25 protein-coding genes are annotated in these 14365 nt (G+C 37.2%); 5 read left to right on the top strand and 20 right to left on the bottom strand.

The genetic code is table 11. The annotated features are described in order from the left end of the window. Positions 1-48 precede the first annotated feature (48 nt). The 4 genes from B7696_RS03535 (at position 49) to rpmG (ending at position 1758) form a co-directional block, all read left to right on the top strand. Entirely contained in the window at positions 49-1056 is a 1008-nt protein-coding gene (locus B7696_RS03535; protein ID WP_084862182.1) for an SPFH domain-containing protein, read from the top strand. A 2-nt stretch (positions 1057-1058) separates the two neighbouring features. Beyond that, positions 1059-1259: a type II toxin-antitoxin system antitoxin gene (locus B7696_RS03530; protein WP_000796544.1), complete on the top strand. Its 201-nt coding sequence runs from the start codon at positions 1059-1061 to the stop codon at positions 1257-1259. Positions 1260-1410: 151 nt separating this feature from the next. Continuing rightward, positions 1411-1593, top strand: coding sequence for a 50S ribosomal protein L32 (gene rpmF / locus B7696_RS03525; protein ID WP_000290417.1), 183 nt, complete (start codon positions 1411-1413; stop codon positions 1591-1593). A 15-nt stretch (positions 1594-1608) separates the two neighbouring features. Continuing rightward, positions 1609-1758, top strand: a complete 150-nt coding sequence (gene rpmG, locus B7696_RS03520; RefSeq protein WP_001265622.1) for a 50S ribosomal protein L33 — start codon at positions 1609-1611, stop codon at positions 1756-1758. 197 nt (positions 1759-1955) lie between these two features. Here rpmG and B7696_RS03515 read toward each other — a convergent pair whose 3' ends face one another. From B7696_RS03515 to B7696_RS03425, 20 genes are all read right to left on the bottom strand, one after another. Further along, positions 1956-3203, bottom strand: a complete 1248-nt coding sequence (locus tag B7696_RS03515) for a toxic anion resistance protein (RefSeq protein ID WP_084862180.1) — start codon at positions 3201-3203, stop codon at positions 1956-1958. Between the two features lie 21 nt (positions 3204-3224). Further along, on the bottom strand, positions 3225-4031 hold the full coding sequence (locus B7696_RS03510) for a coiled-coil domain-containing protein (protein WP_084862178.1): 807 nt from the start codon (positions 4029-4031) through the stop codon (positions 3225-3227). 839 nt (positions 4032-4870) lie between these two features. After that, positions 4871-5323 carry a type II toxin-antitoxin system HicB family antitoxin gene (locus tag B7696_RS03505; RefSeq protein WP_084862176.1) on the bottom strand — a complete coding sequence of 151 codons (453 nt, stop codon included), beginning with the start codon at positions 5321-5323 and terminating at the stop codon, positions 4871-4873. Positions 5324-5358: 35 nt separating this feature from the next. Further along, a complete protein-coding gene (locus tag B7696_RS03500; RefSeq protein WP_192856278.1) occupies positions 5359-5538 on the bottom strand; it encodes a type II toxin-antitoxin system HicA family toxin in 180 nt (59 codons plus the stop codon). A gap of 196 nt (positions 5539-5734) precedes the next feature. After that, positions 5735-6127, bottom strand: a complete 393-nt coding sequence (locus B7696_RS03495; RefSeq protein WP_084862174.1) for an ArpU family phage packaging/lysis transcriptional regulator — start codon at positions 6125-6127, stop codon at positions 5735-5737. A gap of 176 nt (positions 6128-6303) precedes the next feature. Next, entirely contained in the window at positions 6304-6732 is a 429-nt protein-coding gene (locus tag B7696_RS03490) for a helix-turn-helix domain-containing protein (protein WP_084862173.1), read from the bottom strand. Positions 6733-7034: 302 nt separating this feature from the next. After that, complete coding sequence (locus B7696_RS03480; RefSeq protein WP_084862171.1) at positions 7035-7400, bottom strand: replication protein; 366 nt, start codon at positions 7398-7400, stop codon at positions 7035-7037. A gap of 18 nt (positions 7401-7418) precedes the next feature. Next, positions 7419-7685 carry a hypothetical protein gene (locus B7696_RS03475; RefSeq protein WP_084862169.1) on the bottom strand — a complete coding sequence of 89 codons (267 nt, stop codon included), beginning with the start codon at positions 7683-7685 and terminating at the stop codon, positions 7419-7421. A 63-nt stretch (positions 7686-7748) separates the two neighbouring features. After that, complete coding sequence (locus B7696_RS03470) at positions 7749-7988, bottom strand: hypothetical protein (RefSeq protein WP_084862167.1); 240 nt, start codon at positions 7986-7988, stop codon at positions 7749-7751. Between the two features lie 3 nt (positions 7989-7991). Continuing rightward, a complete protein-coding gene (locus B7696_RS03465; protein WP_239822188.1) occupies positions 7992-8600 on the bottom strand; it encodes a hypothetical protein in 609 nt (202 codons plus the stop codon). A gap of 68 nt (positions 8601-8668) precedes the next feature. Then, on the bottom strand, positions 8669-8827 hold the full coding sequence (locus B7696_RS10125) for a DUF2292 domain-containing protein (RefSeq protein ID WP_142358825.1): 159 nt from the start codon (positions 8825-8827) through the stop codon (positions 8669-8671). Between the two features lie 23 nt (positions 8828-8850). Continuing rightward, the gene (locus B7696_RS10315) at positions 8851-9024 is read right to left on the bottom strand and encodes a hypothetical protein (RefSeq protein WP_158086160.1); all 174 of its coding nucleotides are present in this window, start codon (positions 9022-9024) and stop codon (positions 8851-8853) included. Continuing rightward, positions 9014-9190 carry a hypothetical protein gene (locus tag B7696_RS10310; RefSeq protein WP_158086159.1) on the bottom strand — a complete coding sequence of 59 codons (177 nt, stop codon included), beginning with the start codon at positions 9188-9190 and terminating at the stop codon, positions 9014-9016. The genes B7696_RS10315 and B7696_RS10310 overlap by 11 nt, the downstream gene beginning before the upstream one ends. Positions 9191-9466: 276 nt before the next feature. After that, positions 9467-11041, bottom strand: coding sequence for a phage resistance protein (locus B7696_RS03460; RefSeq protein WP_142358824.1), 1575 nt, complete (start codon positions 11039-11041; stop codon positions 9467-9469). Positions 11042-11066: 25 nt separating this feature from the next. Next, the gene (locus B7696_RS03455; protein ID WP_084862161.1) at positions 11067-11585 is read right to left on the bottom strand and encodes a hypothetical protein; all 519 of its coding nucleotides are present in this window, start codon (positions 11583-11585) and stop codon (positions 11067-11069) included. Positions 11586-11593: 8 nt separating this feature from the next. Beyond that, positions 11594-11860 carry a helix-turn-helix transcriptional regulator gene (locus tag B7696_RS03450; protein WP_084862159.1) on the bottom strand — a complete coding sequence of 89 codons (267 nt, stop codon included), beginning with the start codon at positions 11858-11860 and terminating at the stop codon, positions 11594-11596. Positions 11861-11873: 13 nt separating this feature from the next. Continuing rightward, positions 11874-12077: a hypothetical protein gene (locus B7696_RS03445; RefSeq protein ID WP_084862157.1), complete on the bottom strand. Its 204-nt coding sequence runs from the start codon at positions 12075-12077 to the stop codon at positions 11874-11876. 1 nt (position 12078) lies between these two features. Next, a complete protein-coding gene (locus tag B7696_RS03440) occupies positions 12079-12279 on the bottom strand; it encodes a hypothetical protein (RefSeq protein WP_084862156.1) in 201 nt (66 codons plus the stop codon). 1 nt (position 12280) lies between these two features. Beyond that, positions 12281-12790, bottom strand: coding sequence for a hypothetical protein (locus B7696_RS03435; RefSeq protein WP_084862154.1), 510 nt, complete (start codon positions 12788-12790; stop codon positions 12281-12283). 395 nt (positions 12791-13185) lie between these two features. Next, positions 13186-13374 (bottom strand): DNA-binding protein, encoded by a 189-nt coding sequence (locus tag B7696_RS03425; RefSeq protein WP_084862322.1) that lies wholly within the window; start codon positions 13372-13374, stop codon positions 13186-13188. A gap of 171 nt (positions 13375-13545) precedes the next feature. Between B7696_RS03425 and B7696_RS03420 the strand changes: the two genes are divergently transcribed. Next, on the top strand, positions 13546-14217 hold the full coding sequence (locus B7696_RS03420; RefSeq protein ID WP_084862152.1) for a helix-turn-helix domain-containing protein: 672 nt from the start codon (positions 13546-13548) through the stop codon (positions 14215-14217). The last annotated feature ends 148 nt before the right edge of the window (positions 14218-14365 follow it).

The raw sequence follows: 14365 nt of genomic DNA, 5'->3' as shown, positions 1-14365 counted from the left end.
AAAACAAAATGATATCATTTAGATATCAAATGACAGGAGGTCATTCTTATGACTGAAAAACTAATCAATTCAAAACCAAATGGTGTATTCGCATTGATTCTCATTGAATTGGCGCTCGTACTCGGTATCTTTATATTTATAATGGGTGTTGGTTCGGAAAACATTTTTGGAATTATTATCGGACTTTTATTAAGCTTAATTGCAGGCCTAGCTCATGCTGGTTTAAAAGTTGTCAAACCTCAGGAAGCTCTGGTTTTGACCCTTTTTGGTAACTATACAGGTACCATCAAAGAACCTGGTTTTTACTTTGTTAATCCCTTCAGCGTAGCAGTCAACCCTGCAAATCACACTAGACTGGGACAAAGTGGTGATGTTAGCACAAAATCTCCTTTGTCAGGAATGAAATCATCAAATGGCAATGATGTAAACATTGAAATTGGCAAAAAACAGATTTCCCTCAAGGTTATGACCCTGAGCAATTCTCGCCAAAAAATCAATGATGGTCTAGGAAATCCCGTAGAAATCGGGATCGCGGTAACTTGGAGAGTTGTTGATACAGCCAAAGCAGTCTTCAATGTGGACAACTACAAAGAATATCTTTCATTGCAATGTGATAGCGCCCTCCGAAATATTGTCCGCATCTATCCTTACGATGTCTCTCCTAATGTGGATACTACGGGTGACGGGCAAGCAGATGAAGGTAGCCTCCGTGGCTCTAGCGAAATTGTAGCTAACCGTATTCGTGAAGAAATCCAAAGTCGTGTTGAGGATGCTGGCTTGGAAATCCTTGAAGCACGTATCACTTACCTAGCTTATGCACCAGAAATTGCAGCTGTTATGCTTCAACGCCAACAAGCATCTGCCATTATTGATGCACGTAAGATGATTGTAGATGGTGCTGTAGGAATGGTTGAAATGGCACTAGAACGGCTCAATGAAGGGGAATTGATAGAACTTGACGAAGAACGAAAAGCTGCCATGGTTTCAAATCTCCTTGTCGTTCTTTGTGGCAATCATGATGCACAACCAATTGTCAACACAGGAAGTCTTTACTAAAGATGGCTGAAGCTAAAAAAAAGCAGATCCCCCTTCGACTCTCAACAAAGTTATACGCTGCACTCGCATCATGGGCAGAAGACGACTTTCGTTCAGTCAATGGGCAAATCGAGTATCTCCTCACAGAATGTGTCAAGCAACGGAAAAAAGACGGAAAATACGTATCAGAAACCATTGACGAACCATTTGAGATTGATATTTAACACCTTCTCCTGTCTGCTAGGTCGGACAGGAGAATTTTTTCATCTTTTTTTGTCAAGTAACTTTACTTTACAAAAAAAATGTGTTATCCTAGTATGGTTGATGAAAATCAGTAGATTGAATCGAATATAAATACCTAAAGGAGAAATCAAAATGGCAGTACCTGCACGTCGCACTTCAAAAGCGAAGAAAAACAAACGTCGTACACACTACAAAGTAACAGCTCCATCTGTAAACTTTGACGAAACTACTGGAGATTACTCACGTTCTCACCGTGTATCACTTAAAGGATACTACAAAGGACGTAAAATCGCTAAAGCTGCATCAGCTGAATAATAGAAGGGAGATACCATGCGCGTAAATATTACACTTGAACACAAAGAATCTGGTGAACGCTTGTACCTTACTTCTAAAAACAAACGTAACACTCCAGACCGTCTTCAATTGAAGAAATACTCACCAAAACTTCGCAAACACGTTGTGTTTACAGAAGTTAAGTAAGCATTCAATACAAATCAATACAGAAGAAAAACGCTAATTCAAGCGTTTTTTCTTTTTGTTAATTTCAGTACATTACAATAAAAATCAATCTAATGACTACATTTTTGACTACATTTTTTGTGAAATAAATTAGAGGCTCTAATATATAGAAAGAATCTAAAATCCCCTGCAAATCTACATTGCAAGGGACTTGTGTATCATTCTTGTACTTCTTTCTGAGCGGCCTTTCCTTGGTCTAGAAGGGCTTGGACGATTTTCTCATCGCGTAGTTTGACAGAATCATTGATCATTTCTGCGGACTTGACGATGGTTGTTTCTAGTTGGGCACGTTTCTGGCGTCCCAATTCAATAGCTGCGACGATACCTTGGTTTTGAGCGACCAGACTTTCAGCCAGTTTGGTAACAGACTCAACAGCGACTGTCGGGCTTTGGGCAATTCTTTCCATCTGCGGAATCACTTCCTTGCTGGTCTCAGCTAGCATCTGAAGGGCAGCATTATTGGCATTGACAATGGCATCTGCCACGACACCTGATTTCATTGATTGTTGCAAAATACCAAGTTGGGCAATAGAAAGCTTCATTGTCGGAATCGTATTACAACGAAGCATGCCCAATTTTTGGCGCATATCAGATGACACCTTCACAAGATTGCGCATCTGAGGTGTTGTTGCCCAGGCAACATAGAGACGGCTGACATACTCAGTATGTTGTTGTTCAAGAGTATTGACCACTTCAGCCATGCGGGCCAATTCTTGTGACTTGGTTTGGTATTCTACCGTACTTGTATCGAGTTGGTCAGCTTGAGATTTCAGTTCTGCAGCGCGATTACCAGCTTCTGTCTGGCTGGCTTCGATAAAGGAAATCACTCCCACTAGATTTTCAATGGATTTGGTATTGTCCTCAATCAACATCTCAGCAGAGACAATATTTCGAGCTAGCACATCTTCTTGCTTGACCACTGCGGCAGCCATACCATCGAGCTTTTGCTCCACTGTTTTTGAGTCAAAGTAAAATTCTTGTAAGGTATTCTTGCTCTTGTTAAACAATCGTTGCAAAAAGTTTGGCTTCTCTTCTAACTCAGCAATTTCAGCGTTCTTGTATTTGACTACAAAGCCTTGCAACTCACGGTTGGTATTTTTGAGTAGATCATCCACTTGGGGAATCTGCAGTTTCTTTTGTTCTGACAAGATACGATTGACCGTATTGTTTACGCCTTCGACAGCAGATTGTCCAAAATCCAAAAGAGCATTTTGATTGGTGACAAACTGGTCTACTAACTGGGGCACGTGCGCCTTGATTCCTTCTTGCTGCTCAGGACTCAACTTTTCAAGGAAGGTCAAGGTCTTGTCTGAGCCAGTATTGGTCTCAATGATTTGGGTTGTTTTATCCACCTTAGCTACCGTATTATTGGCAATCTGGTCAATATCAAAATTAAATTCTGTCATGGTTACTCCTTTGTTTCTAACCTATTCTTTACGATCTTTTTCTAGGATACGCAGACTGATATCAAAATCACGCATATCTGTTTCATTGAGTTCTCTCAGGACTTGGTCCAGCTCAAGGTCAAATTGTTCGATAGCTGCTTTAGCTTGTTGCAAACGTTCTTCTGCTCGATTATAGTTTTTAGGATTGGCCTTAATCTTTAAATAGCCTTCTAAAATCGTTTGGAATTTCTCCATCTTCAAACTATGAATGGCAGTCAATTCTTCCTTATCCCCCTCAGCAGAGGTGGCAATCTTGTCTAAAATTGCCTGATGGTCAATGGCAATATTGGCCAAGGTCTGGGATAATTCTGGAGCTAATTCCTCTGGCTCCGCATTCTCAAGATCTACCTGACTTTCCCTATCCAAACGTTCTAGCTGAACATCGATAGTTGCCCGCACTGTACGAACCTTTTTGTCAATACGGTTGTAGATATCAGCATCGATATAGGACTTGAGTCGATCCGCCTCCTGGTGGATTTCCCGCAGTTCGATCAATACTTGATTGGCCAGACTCTTATAGGACTCTGAGCCTTTTTCTACTAAAGTTAACTCTAATTGCTGAATATCCTTGTCCGCCTGACGAATCCGAGCTTTTAAAAGCTCAATTCGATCATCTAGAGAGGCATCCTGCAAAAGAGGATAGCGCCAACGTTTATAGAGACGATAACCACCATAGCCTAGCAGTACACAAGCTGCAAGCGGAAGAGCATATTGGACCAAAAGGCCCAGTAAGAACAAGAAGCCCCAAAAATAGAGACAGCCTTTCCAAAAACCATTACCCGATTTCATAAACATTCCTTATTTTCAATTTATAAGTCTATTTTAGCACAAAAGAAAAAAATGAGGGCGGAAATCCCTAGAAAAGAGTTGATTTCTTTGCTATAGAATGGAGGCTAGTAGCGCGTGTTCTGATTTCAGTGGAGCGAACTCAAACCACAAACACACTCTGAGGAAAGATCAAAACAAAAGCTTGAAATATCGGGGGATGTGTGTTAGAATTGGTCTATAGTGATGATAATTGTCTAACAAGGCAACAAAAAGCCCCAACGTTCCAGCGTTGAGGTTTTTTTGGCTTATCGCCCCTTAAAGGTTATTTCTTGCGTGAGTTAAGCCATTTCTCAAACAAGGTTGTCAAAATATTGACTACTAAGGGTGCTAGAAAAATTGTGATGATAATTTCTAACATCGGCAACACCTCCCTTCCTTAAAGCGAGGGGGCCAAAATATTATATCACACCAGATTTATATCATCAATATCGTGTCATCCTTGGAATAGATAGACTTAGATACACAACTAACCTTACTAGCAAATCTCTAAACAAACCCAGAGAACAACGTTTTAAGACAAAGCAAAAAGCCCACTGTTGTAGGCTTTCTGTAAGATATTTCTTAAAATTAAAGCATTTTGTTATCTTGCAGTGATTAGGTACAGAAAAACAGGCCTAAGCCTGCACTAAATCTAACTTGATTTTCTCCAAAACTATTAAATTCAAATAAGTTGAGAAAACATAAAGGGTAACAAAAAGGGACTTAAAATGATGAGTTCAGCAGGCAAGAAACTAGCACGGTCAAACGTGCTTTTTTTATTGCTAATGGCTGATAGGTATACTATACCATGCTTAGGTTGCTTATGCTTGAAGTTTCTTATCTGCAATAGCATCTGTCAAAGTCTGGGAAAAGTTAAGTCCTAATTCCCGTCCTAACTTATCCGCCCATCGTGGTATGGTCAAAGTCTTTTTAATTGGTTCCTGACTTCCTAGGTATTCTGAGACATCAACAGATACCATAGAAATAAAAGATTTATCAATATCATAGGTTGATACAAAATCTTCATCATCTTTAAATGGATCGTTATCAATTAAAGACAAGCTATTGATATCTGACGGCTGAGGTAAATCTCCATCACTCTCTATTAAATCTGCAACAGTTATCCCTAGCCACTCCGAACCCATAGCCAACGCCTCAGAAATTCCCTCACCTTGTGTTGCTGAGTACTCAAAATCTGGAAAATGGACAAAATAAGTCGCTTCTACCCCGTCTGTATCGTCATAATAAAATAAAGCTGGATACGTAACTAACATTTCACTACCTCCATATCAAAAAGCAGGGGCTGAGTTTATAACCCAGCTTGCTTTCTTATCCCTCTTTCAGTGTACTTATTCAGTTCACCATGAGGGATTGTGATAGGTCTTTCCCCTAGCTTCTCCATCTTAATATGGGAGCCTTTACCGCCTTTGGTTTTTATCCAACCATGAGCCGTAAGGAGTTTGACCATCTCTTTTTGTGTCATAGGCATAGCGCTTTTACCTCCTGACAGTATTATTATAACACGTATTACACGTACTGTAAAGGGATAATACTCATTATCTCTCAAACCACAAAAGCCTCCAGAATCGTTTCTAAGGGCTTCTAGTTTGTCCGTGGTGTTTTAGTTGTCCAGTACGAAACAAATCAAAATAGGGGGCGAATATGAAGCCTCAGCCTACATTTGCCTACTTATATGCTTCTAGTTCTCCGTTCTGGTGGATTCTCGCAAAGTTTAAGACGGCTATCTGTTTGTATCGGTGGTAGCTAGTGGAGCTAGTACCTGCCATCTCTACACATTCGCTCATTGTTTTCTTTCTCATGTAGCAATAATGGATAATGAAGTATTTTCTGGCTCTCTCGTTCTCTATGCTGTTGATGTCGTGGGCGAATATCTCCAACCCCTCACGGATTGCTTTTTCATGTTCACCACTCAAATTCCACTGATCAGGTAAGACAAGTTTCCAAGCCTCTTCATCGATACTAACTTGGTTTTCACTCCCTGCCATCCTCTGGAATCTCAGAAAGTAAGCCATACGCTCCCTTACGTTCATCATCGTTTTAAACTTATCCAGCTCCATTAGTTCGCTCCTTTGTGATATAATTAGTCTAAAGAGAAGTGAGGTAGAGATGATAGTGTCGCTACGCAACTTCATAGTATGAGATGACGGGACAGGCACACCGTCCACTACTCTTGAGCACTTAGGTTATTCTAAGTGCTTTTTTTGTCATTTCGATTATTTCTTTTAAAGGTGGCTTAGTCTTCGTCAATATCCCAATCACCTACCTTGATTTCGATAGTTTTATTGACCTGCTCAATTTCTTGTTTATCTCGCCAATCTTCAGGGACTCGATTTTTAACCCAAAAGATGCCTGCCGTTATGTTAGGTTTGCTATATTTCCTTACCGACACAACTTGCCCTGTGTTTGTTACTGTTTCTTCTGAATAATAATATCCAACAGCTGACCTATGCAAAGCGTTGACAACTTGGGCATCTGCTACCTCTTTACCGTCCTTTAAGGCCTCCGAAAACTCCGGATACTTCTTTTTCCATTCATAAAAAGTTGAGGGAACAATGCCTATATTTTCAGCTATTTGCGTATCAATCAAACCTTTTTTTGCCCAATATGAAACAAGCGCTAGTTTTTCTTCATTCAACCATTCTTTAGCTTTAGTTTTAGCCATTCGCCCCCTCCTTTGCTAAACGTTTCTTAATAGTTCTCACTGTTTTCCCTCACTATATCAATCATCACAAAAACCGATATTATCCCAGAATATTATCAACTCTTTTGTGTTTTTTATCTCGGATAATGCTTTCTCTGCTTCTTCTTTTGTTGGATAGACTTCTATAAAATCTTTAGGATTCTTTCCACCTATCCTATATCTTACCTCAAACTTTCCACTGTCTATTTAAGTTAAAAAGACAATATCAACTTCATCAGCTATTATCAGTTCATTCAACCGTTTCAAGCGTTTCTTGATTGCTCTCATTCTGGCAACCTCGCTTCTAATATCTCGATTTGTTCCATAACTTCAACAGTCTCTACTGACTTATAAGCCATGTTTAGAATAGTCTGGGCGCTTTGCTGTCTAGCGTAAGGGCTGATATTCCTATCAAGCATGATTTCCCTTAATACGTTGACTGCCTCAACGCTTGCATTTTGCAATAAAGTAGTCGCTTCTTTGAATTGCTCGCTACGTCTTTCACGGTAAATTCTCTTAAAGGTTGCGTCATTCAAGTAATTGTATGCCGTTTTTCTTGTAATATCGCTCATCTCACTGGCTTTCTTTACGTTACCAGTCATGAGATAGTTTGCTAGAAAGATTTCTTTTTTTCTGCTTAATTCTGCCATATACTAATCCACCTCTCTTTATTGCTCTAATTCTGGAAACTCACTTATCCCAGTCATTTCCCTAAGTTCATCTATACGTTTTTGTGATTTCTTATAGTCTGCTAGCTTAATATCTTTAAATGGCGTTTTAATGAAATCATCCATATCTATTTTTATTTCATCTTGCTGAAAAGCAAATCTTAAACAATCCACGTATAAAGATATACATTCATCTGTTGTTGCGTATTCTATCTTTGAAGCATATTCTTGTAATCTTCTGATCCGTTCCTTTAAACTTCTACTCATTCCCCTACCTCGTGTGTAATTCTGTCTTATTTATGTAAAAAGGGGGATTCCTCCCCCTCTGCATTACAAACCACGTTTTACTTTATCACGCAACTTATTATATAAGTCTGGATCACTATTTAAAAGGTTAACACGCTCTAAATAACCCATTTTCTTAAACTCTTTAGCCTTATCATTCAATTTAGCTTCTTCCTGAGCGCCCACTAATCTATCCAGTTTCTTGTTAACGTTCTCGATAAACTCTTTTTGACGGCGTTCTTCTTCAACCTCACGGATCGTTTCTTCTAATTCTTTATCAATCATTTCTTATTCTCCCTCAAATAGTCTGATTCGTCCAATAATATAACCCAAAGTGTCTGTAGAATCTAAATAACGATTACTTTCACCAGTGTAACTAGCTACACCACATGAAACATAGCCATTTTTTCGTGTGTATTCTGGCAAACTATTGATTTTATCAAACAATTCTTGAATACCTGTTCCTAAGACTTCATCAACCAATTTCTGGGCGGTGTTTTTGTATGTCTCGTTATAGTTTTCGATTAACTCAATCAGTTCAATAGATTTCTGCTTGATTTCCTGCCGTTGATTTTTAATAGTCTTATCTTGTTCAAGTCCATTTTTAAAATATGGTGTAACACTAAGCCCCACGGCTTTAGTAGCAATATCTCCAACTCGTTCACATTCAAGTTTTTTCTTTTGCTCCCTTAAATCAGCAATGTACTTCTCTTTTGAGTTGATCGCTTTAAAATCTTCAAAGGTTTGCATTTCAGCTTTTTTAGCTTTGATATACTCAACTTCTTCCTGTGTTTTCTTGATTTCCTCATCAAAACCATCAAAAATAGCTAATTGTTGACGTAGATTATCTACCTGATCTTTGATTTCCTGCAATGTTGGCATTTCTTTTTCCTCCATCCTTTCCAAAAACAAAAAAGGCATAGCTAAAATAGATTACTCTACTTTATGCTATACCTCTGATTTTTTCAGTCAGTATTCTTTTTGTATTGTGTTGTTTTAGATTCCACGCTGGAGACAATCTCGCCATCTTGTATTTTAAGCGTTACGCTTCCAAACTTCGGGATCTCTAACAGTTTTATTTTACCATAATTTCTAAAATAAATAAAGCCATTTTGTATCTCCATTCGTTATCCTTTCATCTGTGTTGCTACTTGTATAATACCATCACATTGGTAAATGCTTTAAATCTTTTTCCATCACTCAAACAAACCTCTGAATGTCTTACATCTACCACTTCAACAGTTGCCATGAAGTCATTTACTCTTTGCTCAAAGTTTTCTTTGTTATCTATGTAACTATGGTAGAAAAATTTAACTTTCATGCTCATATCCTTTCCTCAAATCTACATATTCAACTCTAAACGTGACTTCTTTTGAAGTACACTTTCCCAATCTTATATCCGTCAATCTTAAATCAGGATTCTCTGCCATCCATTCGTTTAAGCTATCTAAAGCTATTGTCAATTCTTTTGCGGTTACGAAATTCATTTTTACTCCTTTATTTTAGAAAGGTACATAGGTCATCTTACCTGTGTACCTACCTGTGTACCCTATAAACCTTACAACCTCAAGGGTTTTCAGCTTGGTACATAGGGTACACGGGTTTCTATATACCATTTTTATATTTTTTTATCTATCTTTGTTTTTTTTGTTTCAACTCTCGGTAAACCTATGTACCCTGTGTACCGATATTGCTAAATCATTGATATTACTGAACTGAAGCGGTTCACTGGTACCTGTGTACCACCTGTGTAACCTGTGTACTCATTGTGTACCTTCAAGTTCTCCAAGTTCTTCAAAAATTGAAAAATCTACTCTTAATTCCCTCTTTTCTTCTTTGATAACAAAAGTATCAAATCGTTTTTGATTACCAATAATATATCCACTGACAAGCTCACCATCTAGCTTTTTTCTTTTTCTCTCTACTCCAATAGTTGTCAATGCTTTCCCTGCTTCAATAGCATTTTTGCCATATGTTTTATTATAAAGTTCATCAATCACATAGTTATCTGTTTTAGGGACAAAATCAGTCTTTTGTAGTAGATTTATCAAAGCTATCTGAAAATCATCAAGTGCTTCATCGCCATTATACACCTCAACATTTTTCCAGATGAATTTCTGTTCTTGTTCGTTGAAATAATCAAGACTGGATAGCAAGAAACCGATACACCCTTCAATCCTTGGTGATTTATCTGGTAGTGTAAATGCCTGCCAATATTCGGCAAAGGCTTCTTCACGCTCCAAGTCAGTTTCTCCAGCTGGTCTATCCTTATACTGGATCAATACTTTGCGCCCGTTCATTTCATCTGAAAGAGATACATTCCTATTGGTATCAATACACAAAACACTAGAAAGCATGACAAGTCCTTGGTTTCCTCCTACAATTCTGGCTACGTGTGTTTTCTCGGTTGCAATTACTTTTAAAACACGCTCAATTTTATCTCCAATAATATCTCCTTGCTCAGTCGCTAAGGCCATTTCCCCACCCGAAAACATAGCCCAAGCATTCAAAGCGTCAAATCCTCGTGAAACCAAGTTATCCAGTTCAACATCGATTTTATTAAACAGTCCAGATAAGGCGATATGTCTCAATCCTTTACCCGTTCTTATTCCAGACTTGGTTATAAAGAAATTGGTTTTGTTTTTCAATCCACTGGCAACTTGTGCTATGTAGTATGTCTGTAATTGTGCATTGTGGAAACTGTCAGGATCTTCAATAACGTAGTGTAAAAATTTATTGGCAATCTTTTTACTACTCTTAGCAGTTTCAAAATCAACTGGATAATACTTAAAAAATGAAATCTCATTATTCAAAACACATCTGGTCAACGTGTGTTTCTCCAAATCAATAACAAAATCATTCCCAGCAATCTGAAATGGTTTTAGAACTCTGATTGGCTCAATATGGAAATGTTTATCAATTCCTTTTAAAATATCCAATACAAACTCGGTATCATGCTTAAATCCATATAGATTTGCCAATTTTATATCATCAATCATTTTGGCCTGCCTGTTGTTCACATCATATAATTGACCATTATAAAGCTCATATCTACCTAAAAGATAATCGATTACTAATTTAGCGAACGGTGGAAAGTTTTTTTTAAAAGAAATACTTACATTATCATCCTTTTTCTTTGGCTTTATTTTTGCGGATATAAAATTGATTTCTTTCCCATTTACATCCGCACTATACATAACTTCACTAGAAGAGATAGTTATTTCCTTACTCTGATAATGAAGTTTATTCAAGCTATCTAACTGCCAAATATCTGATAATTGCCTTTTATAGTCTGCTTTCAATTTTGAGCAGCCAAAGTCTGTCTCTGTCCAGTTCATTTTAATTATCTTGTTCAATTTGTCCCTAATATTCAAATGCTACCTCCTTATAAAATATTTTTGCTACTTCTAAAAAATAGCTTGCTAGGTCTTTTCTTTTTACGATTGCAGAAAACAAGTCCACCAGCTGACTAAAACTGTAGCCATTCACAAATAGCAGTCTGACAAAGAGTGAAGTCTCGTTTCTGGTATAAATGCCATTACAAATTAGATCGAAAATCCAGCCTTTCAACTCCACTCCAAGCCCCTGTCGTTGCTCGGTCAATTTGTTTACCTCTAATTCTTTCAGGATTGTGAGCAAGTCAGGACTGGCCAAAGCAATATCCAAATCTCTGACTAGTTCCCAGCCCTCTACTTGCTCGGTCTCTTCCTTGATTGCTACATACAAGTCTTTATAATGAAAACTCGTCAACGCCTCGTCTATAGGTTCATAGTAGGTAAATTTGTAGTGTTCCCCATTCTTCCATACTTGAGTAGGATTTGACTTGAGAAAGCCAAATAGGGGCATTTTATCAACTGATATAGTAAACTCTATTATTCTCATTACACCTCCTAATCTACTGCAAGAAAATTGTAAATATCACTCTTGCGGTAATAAACTTTCTTACTACTTTCAAATGGCGAACGAAGAGGTTTCAAACCTTCTTTTTCCCAGTTATTTAACGTGGTTCCACTAATACCTAACTTCTCTAATACCTCAGGCCTAGAAATCAAGTCCCAGTTGTCATCACGTTGCTTTTCCAGTTCCATCCTTTTAGCTAAGTGATCTCCTACTTTCTCCAGTAATTCAAGTTCTGCTTCTCTTGATAATAGTTGCATATTACAATCCTTTCTAGTTATGAATCTTACCTGCAAGCTGGATATAACGGCCGTAGTAAGGGTTTAAATCCTCGCTAGGTGTTTCTATCGTCTGTTGGTTTTCTCGCTCATATTGGGCGCTTTTTTTGCGGTCTCGGTGGTTTAAATAAAGCAGTAAGCCAATTAATACCACCATACAGATTACCGACTGTGTATTGGTCAAATCTAGTTCATTCATGTTATGCCCTCGCTTGATAATTCTTAATATAGTCCACTTGATCAGTTCGCTCCATCTTCAGGAAGTCGTCCACCTCTTTGGGTGTTACCTTTCTATCTAAAAAATCAGTGATGAACTGAAAGAGGTTCGGATTTCTATCCTTGATTTCAGCAATTACTTCATCAAATTCTGCTTGTGTCATGTTGTCTAGGTCTAGTGTCATTTTAACCCTCCTCATGAATCATCATTCCACGGGTGTACCCAATCGAACTTGTCCATAAGTCCAAGAGATTTTTTTTACCTCGTTTTTTCTTGGCAATATCAACTGCTAAAAGTTCCCATACATAATTTAATAATTGACTATGATCCATAGGATAAACATTCTCTTTGGTCAATTCTGCTAGATAAGTGGTTAAGAAAAGAAATCCATCAAATCTAGAAACCAGTTTTATAAAATCAGTGTTACCCCAATAATTTCCATAAAATGAGCGTTCTTCCCACTCCAATTCTCCTATTACCTCAGAAACTACTCTCTGTTTCATCCTTTCCGTCTGTTCCTTTAGCGTTTGCTGTTGTTCATGGTATTCTGTGCTAGTTAGTTCATTATAAACATCGTCCAAGTCATTCAATACCCTGCTGATTTCTCTTTTAGCTAATGCAGTTCCATCTCCTACAAGAATTTCTTGTATTTCTTCTAAATTTGTTGAAATAGCTTCTAATTTATCTGCTATCATATTTTTCCTCCGTTGGCCTTTAATGTCGTTTCTTATACAGGATTGGCACCACTCCAAACGCTGGGCGATTACCCCAAGTTGGCGAACGTATGTAGTGATGTTTCGTGGGTAATCACCCACATTTTAATTAAACAAGTGCTTAGAGTCGCCGTGTCAGCACCTACTACTCAAAAACTAACCTATCCGCTTGCCTGCCATTAGTTGTTATTGATTGAATAGTTGATTTTTGTTATAATGGAGATATAGAAAAATATCTATATTCTTGATCCAGTCGCTTGCTCTCCTCGACCAAAATTTGAGCAAGTGACTTTTTTTGTTGCGTCAATCCCCAGTGGTAAAGCACCACATGAGAAATTTGTAAATGTATTGAAGTATTGCGATTGGTTCGCTCCTTTCTAATAATCCTTTGCTAACCATTCCATTACACTTGCGTAAATTCTATTTGGTGCTTTATAATCTCCGTTAAGAATTTTAGGAACAGTTCTAGGAGCAACGCCAATTTCAAAAGCAAACTCATAATTTTTTAATTGTAAATCAGCTTTTTTTCTACGTAAAGCTTTTGCTTGTTCTTGTGTAATAATCATTTTTCTTTCTCCTTTCTTAAAATTCATTCTCAATTCAAGAACAAATTGATTATATAATCTTATTTTGAGAATGTCAAGTGCTAAACGTTCTTTTTTTGAGAATATTTTTATAGCCATTTTCTATTCACTATGATATAATCTAACTAAAAGTAATCAAGATTAGGTCAAAAAATGAAAAATAAAGTAAATGAGTTAAAGGTTAAAAATAGATTAAAAGAATTAAGAGAAAAAGAAAATTTATCTCTAAATAAACTAAGGACTATTTTAAAAGATACTTATAATATTTCTGTTTCGGATAGCCAATTAATGTACTATGAAAATGGAACTAGAAAACCAAGAAATCAAGAAATATGGAATTCTTTGGCTCGTCATTTTGGAGTATCGGTTGGCTATCTTCTCGGCTACGATAATAGCCCACCAAAGATTTTTCTTAAGGAGTTAGAGGAACAAGCAGATCACTACTTAACAGAAGAAGAAAAAGAGGAATTAAAAGAACGCCCAGAAGCAAAAAATTACTATCTAGATTTAGTAAGTTGGAGAATGCGTGATGAACAAATAGCAGAGGTTCGCAAAAGAAATAAAGATTTTGATAAAGATTTTATAAAATTTATAGAGAAATATTCTATTTATCTTTCTGACGATCAGATAGAACAAATTAAAGATTCAATGAAATCAATGTCAAGTATCAATAACAAATATTTAATGGTAACAATGGCTGGTGGATACTTTGAACAAATGAAGTCTGAGAAAGAAACTGAGTTCAAGGAATTGTTTAAATACAGTAAAATATGGCAAGAGAACTATTCCACAATGGAATCCAATGAGAAGAATAATATTAAATAACTTCCCATATTCGCCAATAGCACCTCTTCTCCCACTCTCTATTGTGCAAAAACAGGGGAAATTGAAGAATAGAAAGCCAATTTTACAGACTAAAGTGCAAAAATGGTCAAAATTGACAAATAGAAAAAGACAAGCCTGCTACTGCTGA

Origin of the sequence: Streptococcus mitis, assembly GCF_002096815.1 — a bacterium.
Taxonomy (GTDB): Bacteria; Bacillota; Bacilli; order Lactobacillales; family Streptococcaceae; genus Streptococcus; species Streptococcus mitis_AD.
The sequence above is the reverse complement of the archived record's forward strand: the minus strand, read 5'-3'. Positions and strand labels throughout refer to the sequence as shown.

Coding starts and splice junctions, on each gene's coding strand:
- B7696_RS03535 (WP_084862182.1), top strand. CDS start 49: ATGACTGAAAAACTAATCAATTCAAAACCAAATGGTGTATTCGCATTG.
- B7696_RS03530 (WP_000796544.1), top strand. CDS start 1,059: ATGGCTGAAGCTAAAAAAAAGCAGATCCCCCTTCGACTCTCAACAAAG.
- rpmF (WP_000290417.1), top strand. CDS start 1,411: ATGGCAGTACCTGCACGTCGCACTTCAAAAGCGAAGAAAAACAAACGT.
- rpmG (WP_001265622.1), top strand. CDS start 1,609: ATGCGCGTAAATATTACACTTGAACACAAAGAATCTGGTGAACGCTTG.
- B7696_RS03515 (WP_084862180.1), bottom strand. CDS start 3,203: ATGACAGAATTTAATTTTGATATTGACCAGATTGCCAATAATACGGTA.
- B7696_RS03510 (WP_084862178.1), bottom strand. CDS start 4,031: ATGAAATCGGGTAATGGTTTTTGGAAAGGCTGTCTCTATTTTTGGGGC.
- B7696_RS03505 (WP_084862176.1), bottom strand. CDS start 5,323: ATGTTAGTTACGTATCCAGCTTTATTTTATTATGACGATACAGACGGG.
- B7696_RS03500 (WP_192856278.1), bottom strand. CDS start 5,538: ATGCCTATGACACAAAAAGAGATGGTCAAACTCCTTACGGCTCATGGT.
- B7696_RS03495 (WP_084862174.1), bottom strand. CDS start 6,127: ATGGAGCTGGATAAGTTTAAAACGATGATGAACGTAAGGGAGCGTATG.
- B7696_RS03490 (WP_084862173.1), bottom strand. CDS start 6,732: ATGGCTAAAACTAAAGCTAAAGAATGGTTGAATGAAGAAAAACTAGCG.
- B7696_RS03480 (WP_084862171.1), bottom strand. CDS start 7,400: ATGGCAGAATTAAGCAGAAAAAAAGAAATCTTTCTAGCAAACTATCTC.
- B7696_RS03475 (WP_084862169.1), bottom strand. CDS start 7,685: ATGAGTAGAAGTTTAAAGGAACGGATCAGAAGATTACAAGAATATGCT.
- B7696_RS03470 (WP_084862167.1), bottom strand. CDS start 7,988: ATGATTGATAAAGAATTAGAAGAAACGATCCGTGAGGTTGAAGAAGAA.
- B7696_RS03465 (WP_239822188.1), bottom strand. CDS start 8,600: ATGGAGGAAAAAGAAATGCCAACATTGCAGGAAATCAAAGATCAGGTA.
- B7696_RS10125 (WP_142358825.1), bottom strand. CDS start 8,827: ATGGAGATACAAAATGGCTTTATTTATTTTAGAAATTATGGTAAAATA.
- B7696_RS10315 (WP_158086160.1), bottom strand. CDS start 9,024: ATGAAAGTTAAATTTTTCTACCATAGTTACATAGATAACAAAGAAAAC.
- B7696_RS10310 (WP_158086159.1), bottom strand. CDS start 9,190: ATGAATTTCGTAACCGCAAAAGAATTGACAATAGCTTTAGATAGCTTA.
- B7696_RS03460 (WP_142358824.1), bottom strand. CDS start 11,041: ATGAACTGGACAGAGACAGACTTTGGCTGCTCAAAATTGAAAGCAGAC.
- B7696_RS03455 (WP_084862161.1), bottom strand. CDS start 11,585: ATGAGAATAATAGAGTTTACTATATCAGTTGATAAAATGCCCCTATTT.
- B7696_RS03450 (WP_084862159.1), bottom strand. CDS start 11,860: ATGCAACTATTATCAAGAGAAGCAGAACTTGAATTACTGGAGAAAGTA.
- B7696_RS03445 (WP_084862157.1), bottom strand. CDS start 12,077: ATGAATGAACTAGATTTGACCAATACACAGTCGGTAATCTGTATGGTG.
- B7696_RS03440 (WP_084862156.1), bottom strand. CDS start 12,279: ATGACACTAGACCTAGACAACATGACACAAGCAGAATTTGATGAAGTA.
- B7696_RS03435 (WP_084862154.1), bottom strand. CDS start 12,790: ATGATAGCAGATAAATTAGAAGCTATTTCAACAAATTTAGAAGAAATA.
- B7696_RS03425 (WP_084862322.1), bottom strand. CDS start 13,374: ATGATTATTACACAAGAACAAGCAAAAGCTTTACGTAGAAAAAAAGCT.
- B7696_RS03420 (WP_084862152.1), top strand. CDS start 13,546: ATGAAAAATAAAGTAAATGAGTTAAAGGTTAAAAATAGATTAAAAGAA.